The sequence below is a fragment of the Leptolyngbya sp. CCY15150 genome (assembly GCF_016888135.1).
Lineage (GTDB): Bacteria > Cyanobacteriota > Cyanobacteriia > RECH01 > RECH01 > RECH01.
The window spans coordinates 24039-35912 of the sequence record NZ_JACSWB010000150.1 but is presented as its reverse complement, the minus strand read 5'-3'; the positions used below and the strand labels follow the sequence as shown (position 1 = coordinate 35912).

General features: G+C 52.0%; 10 protein-coding genes. 7 read left to right on the top strand and 3 right to left on the bottom strand.

The window, feature by feature from the left end; genetic code table 11:
- Window positions 1-140: 140 nt before the first annotated feature.
- Window positions 141-1031 carry a hypothetical protein gene (locus JUJ53_RS06985; RefSeq protein ID WP_204151276.1) on the top strand — a complete coding sequence of 297 codons (891 nt, stop codon included), beginning with the start codon at window positions 141-143 and terminating at the stop codon, window positions 1029-1031.
- 208 nt (window positions 1032-1239) lie between these two features.
- On the opposite strand, the gene JUJ53_RS06980 is transcribed toward JUJ53_RS06985, so the two are convergent.
- A complete protein-coding gene (locus JUJ53_RS06980) occupies window positions 1240-3939 on the bottom strand; it encodes a glucosidase (RefSeq protein WP_204151275.1) in 2700 nt (899 codons plus the stop codon).
- 357 nt (window positions 3940-4296) lie between these two features.
- Window positions 4297-5208: an alpha/beta fold hydrolase gene (locus JUJ53_RS06975; protein ID WP_204151274.1), complete on the bottom strand. Its 912-nt coding sequence runs from the start codon at window positions 5206-5208 to the stop codon at window positions 4297-4299.
- A gap of 632 nt (window positions 5209-5840) precedes the next feature.
- Between JUJ53_RS06975 and JUJ53_RS06970 the strand changes: the two genes are divergently transcribed.
- From JUJ53_RS06970 to JUJ53_RS06960, 3 genes are all read left to right on the top strand, one after another.
- Window positions 5841-6629 (top strand): class III extradiol ring-cleavage dioxygenase, encoded by a 789-nt coding sequence (locus JUJ53_RS06970; protein WP_204151273.1) that lies wholly within the window; start codon window positions 5841-5843, stop codon window positions 6627-6629.
- 66 nt (window positions 6630-6695) lie between these two features.
- Window positions 6696-7658: a glutathione S-transferase family protein gene (locus tag JUJ53_RS06965; protein ID WP_204151272.1), complete on the top strand. Its 963-nt coding sequence runs from the start codon at window positions 6696-6698 to the stop codon at window positions 7656-7658.
- Window positions 7659-7855: 197 nt separating this feature from the next.
- Window positions 7856-8305 (top strand): MarR family transcriptional regulator, encoded by a 450-nt coding sequence (locus JUJ53_RS06960; protein WP_204151271.1) that lies wholly within the window; start codon window positions 7856-7858, stop codon window positions 8303-8305.
- A 258-nt stretch (window positions 8306-8563) separates the two neighbouring features.
- Here JUJ53_RS06960 and JUJ53_RS06955 read toward each other — a convergent pair whose 3' ends face one another.
- On the bottom strand, window positions 8564-8935 hold the full coding sequence (locus JUJ53_RS06955) for a diacylglycerol kinase (RefSeq protein WP_204151270.1): 372 nt from the start codon (window positions 8933-8935) through the stop codon (window positions 8564-8566).
- Window positions 8936-9366: 431 nt separating this feature from the next.
- On the opposite strand from JUJ53_RS06955, the gene JUJ53_RS06950 reads away from it, so the two are divergent.
- The 3 genes from JUJ53_RS06950 (at window position 9367) to JUJ53_RS06940 (ending at window position 11844) form a co-directional block, all read left to right on the top strand.
- Window positions 9367-9609, top strand: a complete 243-nt coding sequence (locus tag JUJ53_RS06950) for a hypothetical protein (protein ID WP_204151269.1) — start codon at window positions 9367-9369, stop codon at window positions 9607-9609.
- Between the two features lie 684 nt (window positions 9610-10293).
- Window positions 10294-11409, top strand: coding sequence for a sodium-dependent bicarbonate transport family permease (locus tag JUJ53_RS06945; protein WP_204151268.1), 1116 nt, complete (start codon window positions 10294-10296; stop codon window positions 11407-11409).
- A 102-nt stretch (window positions 11410-11511) separates the two neighbouring features.
- Window positions 11512-11844 (top strand): hypothetical protein, encoded by a 333-nt coding sequence (locus JUJ53_RS06940; protein WP_204151267.1) that lies wholly within the window; start codon window positions 11512-11514, stop codon window positions 11842-11844.
- Window positions 11845-11874: the final 30 nt, after the last annotated feature.

The following is an 11874-nucleotide window of genomic DNA, read 5'->3' as shown; positions in this document are numbered from 1 at the left end:
TTAGTTGCTCGATATCCAAATAGATGTAGTAGCTATAAGATCGATCGGTTTCAGACTAAGAATTGATTGCTTTTCCTAATTCCGATTAAGTCTATTGAGTTTCCAGCCAATTCACGCTGAATCCTGTTTTTGCAACAATTATGGCGCAACGCATCTTACTGCAAACGACCCTTCTGCCCACCGACACCGATAACTGGACAATCTCTCGGTTTTCCTTACTCCAAGCCTATCTACAATCTCTTAAGGATACGACCGGACAACCGTTGGTCAGCCTGACAGCACGCGATCGCACCCCCAATAGCAATGGCGATGACCCTGTCTTGAGTCAACTGCACCGTGACAACTTCGACCAACTCTGGTTGTTTGCCCTCGATACAGGAGATGGGTTAAGCCCTGCCGACTGCCAAGGAATCACGCAATTTCATCAGCAAGGCGGCGGCATTTTAGCCACTCGCGATCACCAGGATATGGGGCTGTCTATGTGTGCCTTGTCGGCCATTGGTGGTTTTCATCACTTCCACAGCCGCCAGCGCGATCCAGACGGCAGTCAGCGTGATGACACCCACAATCCCGATATCAACTGGCCTAACTACCACTCCGGAGCCAATGGCAACTACCAGCGCATTACCCCCAATCTACCGATCCATCCCCTACTTCAGCATCCCGATAGCGCCACAGGTAAGATAGAATACTTTCCATCCCACCCCCATGAAGGCAGCGTCGGCGTTGGAACTGGAGCAGATCATGGGCGGGTGATCGCCACAGGCACCAGCCAAATTACCGGTCGCCAGTTTAACTTAGTTGTCGCCGCCGAACGAGTACAAGACACGTCCGGAGCCCGGTTGGGTCGCGTGATTGCCCAATCGACCTTCCATCACTTCGTGGATTACAATTGGAATCCATCCATGGGCTGCCCTAGCTTTGTGACCGATGTGCCTGGGCAGGCAGTGCTTGACCAGCCTCAACAGTTAGAAGATATCTACGCCTATATTAAAAATGCAGTTCTATGGCTGGCTCCTGATGATTTTTGAAAGAACATGTAGGAGAGCCTGATCCTGGAGATGAGCTGAATTAAGCGAGATTACTTATTTGGCGTTGCTGAATACAAGTATGAATTGCTCAATCGGCCCTCACCCTAGCCCTCTTCCCAGAGAGAAGGAACAGGAGTTCTAGCTCCCTTCTCCCTAGGGAGAAGGGTTGGGGATGAGGGCAGATCATCTATCGATTCAGCCATGCCACTTATTCTTCTAAAACTGATTGCTTCGCATATTCCGCTTGTTGTTGAATTAGCTTGGCAATCAGCCCCGTCCACCCCGTCTGATGACTAGCTCCCAATCCAGCTCCATTATCGCCGTGGAAGTATTCGTGGAACTGGATCAACGGCTGCCAGTGGGGGTCGGATTGGAACTTTTTAATACCGCCATAGAGGGGGCGCTGCCCAGATTTGTCCTGCAGAAAAATGCCCATTAATCGCTGGGACAAGTCGCTGGCAACCTGCCACAGATTAACCCAGCGTCCAGAGCCGGTGGGGCATTCTACCTGATAGCTGTCTCCCAAATAATAGTGGAACTTTTGCAGGGATTCGATGATCAGGTAATTGACTGGAAACCAGATAGGCCCACGCCAGTTGGAATTGCCGCCGAACAGACCACTGGTCGATTCTGCCGGTTCATAATTCACTCGGTAGTCCTGCCCATCCGCATGGAAGGTGTAGGGATGCTCAGCATGATACTTGGAGAGCGCTCGAACACCGTAATCACTGAGGAATTCTGCTTCATCTAGTAGCTTTTCTAGCAGCCGCCGCAGCTTATCCTGGGGCTCAGAGTGGCCCATCGTGGCGTAGCAGAGGGCCAACATGCGCCGTTCCCCTACTCCTACTGTTTCCATACAGGCGATGTTGCGCTTCAGGGCAGGTCGGTTGTCGATGAACCACTCTAATCGTTTCTTGAAGTTGGGCACCCGATCCAGCAACTCTGGGTCTAGGGTCATCACCGCAAACAGAGGAATTAGCCCCACCATAGAGCGAGTCTTCATCCGTACGCGATCGCCGTGGGGCAAATGCAGCACATCATAGAAGAATCCGTCGTTGTCATCCCAGAGCTGGGTGGCATCATCACCGACGTGGTTCATGGCTTCGGCGATATAGATGAAGTGCTCAAAGAACTTGGTAGCCATATCTTCGTAGACCGGGTTTTCGCAGGCTAGCTCTAGGGCAATTTCCAGCATGTTGAGGCAGTACATGGCCATCCAGCTAGTGCTGTCCGACTGTTCCAGGGTTCCCCCTGTGGGAAGTTCGGCACTGCGGTCAAAAACGCCAATATTGTCAAGTCCTAGGAAGCCTCCTTCAAAGACATTCTTACCTTCCATATCTTTACGGTTGACCCACCAGGTAAAATTGAGCAGCAGCTTTTGAAAAACCCGCTCTAGAAAGATTCTGTCTCCCTTCCCTGTTTGCTTCTGCTCAATCTTATAAACTCGCCAGGTAGCCCAAGCATGAACCGGCGGGTTCACATCCCCAAAAGCCCATTCGTAGGCGGGTAGCTGCCCATTGGGGTGCATGTACCATTCCCGTGTCATGATGTCGAGCTGGTACTTGGCAAACTCCGCATCAACCATAGCCAAGGGAATGCAGTGAAAAGCCAGATCCCAGGCAGCAAACCAGGGGTACTCCCACGTGTCGGGCATGGAAATAATATCGGCAGCATCCAGATGCCGCCAATTGGCGTTGCGTCCTTGCTGATGCCCCGTCGGTGGAGCAGGCATGGTCGGATCGCCCTGCAGCCAGTCTTGAACGGTATAGTTGTAAAACTGCTTGCTCCAGAGTAAACCAGCAAAAGCCTGCCGCTGAATCGTGCGCTGATCGTCGCTCAACTCGAAGGGCGTTATAGCCTGGTAGAAGGTATCAGCTTCCTGCCGCCGTGCCTGCAGAGTTGTGTCAAAGTTCTGGTCGAAGGGAGCTTCCGGCATGGCTGTTTGATTCAGGCGTAGCCGAACAGTTTGACAGTCTCCTGGCTCTAACTTCAAGCGGTAATGAGGAGCCGCTTTGGTTCCTACCTGCTGAGGATTGACCGCCGCTGTGTTGCCATCCATCACCGCTGCGTGAATACCGTCTTTGACATAGGGAGACGTGTTTTCTACGTTAAAAAGCTGGGCATAGTTGGTTTCATTGTCGGTGAAGTACAGCGGTAGTCGCTCATCGCTGGCACAGTGAAGCCAGTAGCTTCCCAGGATAGAATGGGATGCTTCGATGGTGCTGATGTGATCATGCGCATCCAACACCTTGAGCAGAGGCTTTTTGCTGCCTTCTTCCCAAGACCAAGTGTTGCGAAACCACAGGGTTGGCAGCAGGTGCAGGGTGGCGGTCTCGGGGCCCCGGTTGATCACCTCAATCTGGATTAGCAGATCCTCGGGATCGGCTTTGGCGTATTCCACCAGCACATCGAAGTAGCGATCTTCATCAAATACGCCGGTATCTAGTAACTCATACTCCATATCGCCTCGTCCCCGACGCTGGTTTTCGTCCACTAGATCAGCATAGGGATATGCGGACTGGGGATACTTATAGAGAAATTTCAGGTAGCTATGGGTAGGGGTGCTGTCGAGGTAAAAGTAGTATTCCTTCACGTCTTCGCCGTGGTTGCCTTGGGGGCCTGTCAGGCCAAACAGCCGTTCTTTCAACACTGGATCCTGACCGTTCCAAAGAGCCAATCCAAAGCACAGGAGCTGCTGGTCGTCGCTGATGCCGCCCAGACCGTCTTCACCCCAGCGGTAGGCGCGAGCGTGAGATTGCTGATGGGAGAAGGTATCCCACGCTTCGCCCGTGGCGCTATAGTCTTCTCGCACGGTACCCCACTGGCGATCGCTTAGGTAGGGGCCCCACTTTTTCCAGGGGGTTTGCGAATTTTGGGCAGCTTGCAAGCGTTCATGTTCTGGGGTCATAGACATGGGTAAAGGCATGGGCAAAGACTCTAGCAACAGGCAGGGAAGAAAGATGTTCCACTACCTTTAGAATGCCGGATAATCCTGAGAATTGCTTGAGTTTGGGTGAAGATCAACATACTGTGGGCATGATCTGTAGGCATGATCTGTAGGCATGATATGTGGACATGAAGCGCGCAACTAAGCTGAGATCAGGACTTGCGATGTTAGGAGAAGCGATCGCATCCAGGGGGGCGATCGCGACTGTAGTAAGCACCACATTTCACCATGCAGCCACTAGGTCGGTAGTAGGGGAACAACATCTCTCATGATCGCAACTGCCGGATGCAGATAATTTTCACTAGCTCCCAGTATCCTTCAACGTTCCGGGACATTGCGGCTGTTAGGCACAATGGCGAAAAACTCTAATAGTGCTTCACAGAACTTTTCTGGTGCATCTTGTTGCACCCAATGTGAAGCGCCATCAATAGCGCGGAAAACAGCACCAGGAATTTCTTGAGCCAATTGCTTACCATCTTCTGCCTTCTGCCAAGGGTCATCCATTCCCCATAAAATCATGGTCTGAGCAGAGATAGTTCCATGGCGATCGACGAGCGCCATCGTCTGGTTTGCATTGAGCGCAGCAGCATTGCGCAGCAAGCTTAGCTTACCTTCCTCACTAGCCCAAGGAGCAATAATGCCTTGCCGAAACTCATGGGTAAGCTGGTTTTGGTCAGAAAGCCCTGCTACAAGACTTTCTTCAAGCGCCGTGACCAAATCTGATATCGGACGAGTTTTCCATCTTAAAGGATGCCCGAAATCGAGCATATCATCGTCAAATCGGTCGTAGCAAACAGAATTTGAGATAATAAGACGATTAACATAATCTTGGTGCTCAATGGCTAGAATAAGAGCAACGGCACCACCGGTATCGTGCCCAACAACATCCACACACTTCAGGTTGAGCGCTGACAGAAGGGCAATAATCATGCGCGCTTGATCTTGAAAGGATCGATCGAAGCGATCGCGGCGATCTGACCAGCCATGACCCAGAAAATCTGGAGCCAAAATCCGGTATCCAGCATCTACTAAGATGGGAATAACAGCGTGATAGAGATATCCCCATGTTGGGATCCCATGCATCAGTAAGATTGTGCCTCGCTGAGCTTCTCCCACATCAACATATCTGACAGAAAGAGGAATGTGAGCAACTTGGCCTGCTGGCAGAAGAATCTCTTGCTGTGCAGCTCTAAATTCTTCCCAAATGCTCCAGGTATTCGCTGGTTTCATGTCGCTACTCTATGGACGTTCAGCCTAACTACTATTGATAGGGGCATATATAGACCGAGCAAGGAAAAACCGCCGCACCGCAGTTAGTCGATTTCAACGTTTCCACTCAGCGACCCATAAGCCGATCAAAGGCACCGACGTTGTTGTCAGTATACTCCACCGTTAGGCGTTGCTGAATGAGGCTATGAAATCGGAACCTGGGCGTCTCGCTCCCGTTCTGCTAGCGCCAATCATCTTGCAAGGAATCAACGGGGCAGAACTATGGCTAACCTTAACGGGGTGTTACGCATCCATGAAGTGGTTGAAACGTAGAGTCTCTTGGATAACAAAAGTTTTGGCGTAGGGTTGCGATCGCCCCTCAGAGGTGATACCTTAAAATCATAATAGTTCTAATACAGACTATTTGAGCCAGGAGAATCAGGGGGCGACTCATCCTTCGCTGGCGCTGCCTGCTGTCCTCATGGCGATCGCCCTCGTTACCGCAAACACAGTCCCCAAAAGACCCACCCAGGATTTCTAGTCGCTGTCCATATCGCCCAGAACACTTCTATGCAGTCCCTTGCACCCTGAAGTCCCCCCCCGAATTTTATACTAACTAAAACAATCTGAACACAAATTATATTGCCCCACCAATGACTCTCCCCACCTTCTTCATCTCCCACGGCGCGCCAGACCTGCCCATCCGCACTGGCCCCACCCAAGACTTTTTGCGCCAGCTCTTGGCTAGTCTGCCAGAACAGCCCACTGCCATGTTGGTGATCTCGGCCCATTGGCTCACCGACCAGCCTACCCTGAGCACCAACCCCCAGCCCCAGACCATCTACGACTTCGGCGGCTTTCCGCCCCACCTGTCAGAGCTGGTCTATCGGGCACCGGGCAGCCCCACCTTGGCGAAGCGGGTAGCTGAGTTACTGGCTGAAGCAGGCTTTGCTCCTCAGTTCAACAGCGATCGCGGCTACGACCACGGAGCCTGGACGCCGCTGATTTTGATGAGTCCCGCAGGTCAGATTCCGGTGACGCTGCTGTCGTTGCAGCCGCAGGAAACCCCTGCTCACCACCTACACTTGGGCAAAGCCCTGGCCTGCCTGCGGGACGAAGGCGTGCTGATCATTGGCAGTGGAGCCGCCACCCACAACATGGCTGCGTTCAACAGCGACTACCATGCCGCGCCACCCGCCTGGGCTATCGAGTTTGACACCTGGCTGGCGAAAGCCATCGACCAAAACGACCTTGCCGCCCTGCTCAACTACCGCCAAGTCGCCCCCCATGCCGAACGCAACCATCCCACCGACGAGCACCTGCTGCCGCTATTTGTGGCCTTGGGGGCAGGCGGTCAAGGACACCAGGTCAATCAAGGGTTTACCTACGGAGCCTTCAGCATGGCCGTCTATCAATTTGATGGATGTTGGATGGATAGTTAAACAGTTGATGCTTCCCTCCATACCTTTCCCCTCTGCCCCCACCCACCCTACAACGGAGACATTTCTATGGCACTTGGCAAACTGATCGACGGCCAATGGATCACCGAATGGACTGAGCGCGACGACTCCGGCCAGTTCAAGCGGATGCCCACGCTATTTCACAACTGGATTACAGCGAACGGCTCCAGCGGCTTTAAGGCAGAGCCGGGGCGCTACCACCTATATGTGTCCCTGGGCTGTCCTTGGGCGCACCGGACGGTATTGCTGCGATCGCTCAAAGGGCTGCAAGACGTGATCAGCCTCTCCATCGTGGATCCGGTGATCAGTGACCAAGGCTGGACATTTTCTGAACGCTTCGGCAGCATTCCCGACAGCCTCTACGGAGCCGACTATCTGTGGCAGATCTATACCCGCGCCAAGGCCGACTACAGCGGGCGAGTCACCGTGCCGGTGCTGTGGGACAAGCAAACCCAAACCATTGTCAACAACGAGTCGCGGCAGATCATTCAAATGTTGAACTCGGACTTTAACGAATTTGCCGCCTTCCCCAAGCGCGACTTTTATCCCGAGGCCCTGCGCCCCGCCATCGACGCGGCCATCGACGCCATCTACCAGCCGATCAACAATGGCGTCTACCGCAGCGGCTTTGCCGCCTCCCAAACCGCCTACAACAGTGCAGTCACTGAGTTATTTGAGGCACTCAATCACTGGGAAGGGGTTCTGGGTCAGCAGCGCTACCTAGTGGGCGAGCAAATCACCCTGGCCGACTGGTGTATGTTCACCACCTTGTTTCGCTTTGATCTGGCCTATCACGGATTGTTCAAGACCAACCTCAAGCGCCTGGTGGATTTCCCCAACCTATGGGCCTACTGCCGTGAGCTGTATCAGCAGCCGGGGGTGGCTGAATGGTGCAGCATTGAGCATGTCAAGCAGCTCTACTACGCTGGGCTACCCGAACTCAACCCCAACGGCATTGTGCCTGCCGGGCCAGATCTTGACTACGGGATGGCCCATGGACGCGATCGCTAGCCCCCATCTAGGATGGCACTGGCTGAGGCTGCGTAGCTATGCTTCCCAGCTTCCCACCGACAAACCTGTCAAGGCTGTTCCTGAACATGTCCCAAGCTCAGGAGCAGCTTGAGCCTTTCTCACGAACAGGCACTGTAAAAACTTGCCCCTACCCACTAGAATAGTACTGACTAAAACTATTGACCGCCAGATAAGCTATGTCTTTCCCCAGTACCTCCCAAGCTGTCACTTCAGAGCCAAGTCTTGCCACCGTTAGGGCGCTTGTCAGAGCTTATCAAGCCTTTTCGAGCTATTCTGAAACCTTTGTGCGACAGTATGATCTAACTCCGGCCCAGTTTGATGTCGTCGCTACCCTAGGTAACACCCCGGGCATGAGCATGGGAGACATTGGTGAAAAAACATTGATTACGAAGGGTACCCTGACCGGAGTTGTTGACCGCCTCGAACGAAAAGGCCTGGTCACAAGAGAAACTCCTCCAGACAACCGCCGCAGCGTCATTGTGCGACTCACAGCTACTGGTCAGCAGCTTTTCGAGCAAGTTTTTCCTGCCCACATCTGGGATATTCAACAGCACCTCGAACCCTTAGATCCTTCAGAAATGGAACTTTTACGAGTATTGCTCAACCGTATTCAATCCCTATTTTGATGGTTCTTGACGGCTAATGTAGGGAAGTCGTAGGGTGATGATCAGAATCAGATACCGCAAGGGTTGTCTATTTTGCTGGGTGTTGAATATCAATTCGCCGCTACTCTGTCCAGCAATAATAATGGATTGATGAGACTGGCTCACCGAATCGATCAAATCTTGCAACTATTGCTGAGCTTTATTAACTGGGATCATAATTCTCCATCCGCCTTAAATAACATCTGCTGGTTCTAACTACTTTCTTACAGACTTCCTTTACTATAGTTGAACGAGATGGATGCTTTCAATAATTAAAATCGTTGCCCATACCAGAATACTGAGTCCAGCCGCCGCTGCTGCAATATCTTTACTGACTCGGATACGATCATTTTGCTGAGGCTCAACAAAGTCGCACAGGACTTCAATTGCACTGTTAAATAATTCAGAAATAAGCATTAGCCCCATTGCGAGCAATATTAAGCCAGCATCTACCCATTGGTGAAAAAGAAAAGCACCGCCTAAAACGGGCACCGACAAGATGATCTTATAAGCAACACTAAAATCAGTGACTACCGCAACATGGAGACCCGCCAGGATCACCTTTAGCTTCCGGGTTGGATGATAACCAGGTGAACGAAATTTGTTAGACATAGCTGATTAGTTTAAAAAGGTTGGAGCTATACCGACAGCACCAACTGCTGTAAGCGGCGACCTTCTCATTCTAAAACCCGTCGGGCAAAATCAGACTCATGATCCCGTAAGTTGTCAAAAGCATCCTAGAAATCAGGTGTGGTGTAGCCGAACCGATTCAAATCATAAGTTGCGGTTATCAAAGAATTCGACAAATCTGAGGCAATTATGGTGTGGAAAATGCTGCTTGTGAGCCAGGTATTGCATAAACTTAAAGGTATGGTTTTCGATTAAAACATAGATTTATGTCTATGCTTTGGCGAAAGCAGCTTAACGACTTAACCACTGTCCTAAAGCCGATACACGCATCAGGTGGATGTTCGGCAAGTCTTCCATTTGACATGGGCAAAGGGCCTGTAAGTGATATACACAATTAGCGTGGAGTGAAAACCATGAATCAGTTTGAATCGAAGCAGTCGCAGCCAAAGTTGAATACACATGAGGGGTGGGTCGTACAGGTGTATGGTAGCGATCGCCGCCTGCTCTGGGTTTTAGAACCTTCCCACGGCTGGATCTTCGCGATTGGTTGCGGTGTTGGTTTACTGATTGCAATCATATGGATGAATGTTGCTCGCTACAGTCCCCCCTTGGAGCCAGTTCCACCAACAGAGCTACCCGCATTGCGAGTGGATTGATCCGCCCCATTCTAGGAGCAAGGTATGTTCCAAGAGCCATCGTAGGCCCGCAACGGGACCGTGGTGCGATCGTTCACAGAGATGGGTTGACTAGGGCAGCATCTGCAAGAGGTTTGGATCGATCCATAGAGTCGATCAACAAGAAGAAATAGAGGGGCTTGGGTGGCAGAGGGTAGGGGGCGATCGCCATTCTCAGTGGCCCGCAGATCCAGGCAAGTCGGGCTGATCTAGGCAAGGTGCAGGACGGCGTAAACCTCTGAAAAGAAGGCATGACAGTCGTGAAGCTCTTGGGTAACGGGCACACATTCAGCATGGCGCATTGAGAAAACTCTGCGATCGCCATTCACCTGAACCAGAAGGGGGGATCGCCAAACAAAAGAAAAACTTATGGTTCAAATTTGACATTACGTTTCAAATCCATACTGAGGAGCGCAAAAAACTGTGGTTTTCAGGATAGACTTAAACACATGGAAATTCAAACATTGATAGACCAGAGTCTATGGAAGGTCATGCAAGACAGCAACACCTTCTAGCCCTATTCGGAGGGCGGCTATCTCTGAATCCTCTGTCAATAGGTTCTCTTGTAACATCTGTGCTGTAGGGGTGACATGCTTCACCCTTACTTTTTCAAGGTCACTTATCACAATAATCACTCCTCTAACGAGGAGGCGGAAGGAGGTATTTGTGGATTTTTTATCCGATTTCTTGATGCGCTTCCTGGCGCAGTTGCAGTCCCCAACCCTCGGCTTTCTCATTGGTGGCGTTGTCGTTGCCGCCCTCGGTAGCCAACTAACCATTCCAGACGCAGTCTACCAGTTCATCGTTTTCATGCTGCTCATGAAAGTCGGTCTGACAGGTGGACAGGCGATCCGTGACTCCAACCTAGTGGAGATGCTAGTGCCTGCTTTGTTCGCCATGGCAATAGGGATCCTGATCGTATTCATCGGGCGCTACACCTTGGCAAAGCTGCCGAAGATCAGAGTCGTGGATGCCCTTGCAACCGCAGGCTTGTTCGGTGCCGTGAGTGGCTCCACCATGGCTGCCGCTCTGACGTCACTGGATGAAGGTGGTCTTGTATACGAGCCCTGGGCTGCTGCTCTCTATCCTTTCATGGACATCCCAGCACTCGTGACGGCGATCGTCTTAGCCAGCATTTATACCAGCAAGCGGAAGCGCGAAAAGTATCGCACCAATGAAGTGTATGTCAGCAAGCAAGCTGTTGCCGCAGGCGGGTATCCCAGCGAACCGGGTGGTACCGCAGGTGGGTATCCCAGCGAGCCGGGTGGCATGGGCAACTCTCGGGTTAAGATATGGCCTATCGTCCAGGAAAGCCTCCAAGGCTCCGCTCTCTCCGCACTGCTGCTTGGTCTTGCTCTAGGTTTGCTAACCCAGCCGGCAAGTGTCTATGAAAGCTTCTACGACCCCCTCTTCCGCGGTCTGCTTTCAGTCCTGATGCTAATCATGGGTATGGAAGCATGGGCAAGACTTGGTGAGCTACGTAAAGTAGCTCAGTGGTACGCTGTATATGCCTTTGTGGCACCACTGTTGCATGGGTTTATCGCCTTCGGTCTGGGACTGATTGCCCACTACGTCACGGGATTCACCCTTGGCGGCGTCGTGATCCTAGCCGTGATCGCTGCCTCCAGTTCAGACATCTCAGGGCCGCCCACGTTGCGCGCTGGTATCCCGTCAGCCAATCCCTCGGCCTACATCGGTGCGTCCACAGCCGTTGGCACACCGGTTGCGATCGCCTTGTGCATACCGCTCTTCATCGGGCTGGCCCAAGCGCTGGGCGGCTGATTTCAAACGGGTCACGGGTCTGTCGGTGCCCCCTGCCCCGGCAGACCAATATTCTGCGTTTCTATGTAGTTCAATAAATATGTACATCAAGAGGTAACCCATATGGCCAAGTCAGCCAAAAAGCTTGTTCTCATCACAGAGAAATTGCTGCTGAAAAAGATAGCCAAGATCATCGACGAAGCCGGGGCAACCGGTTATACGGTATTGGAGACTGGCGGCAAAGGCAGTCGTAACGTACGCTCATCAGGACAACCCAGCGTTTCGGACACCGAGTCAAATATCAAGTTCGAGGTGCTCACCGAAAATCGGGATATGGCCGAGAAGATTGCGGATCGGATCGCGGTGGAGTTTTTCAACGATTATGCGGGCATTGCCTATATCTGTGATGCAGAGGTACTGTACGCACACAGCTTCTGCGGGCCAGACGGCTGTTAAATTAAGATGACGTAGACCTTAAAAGCCGGG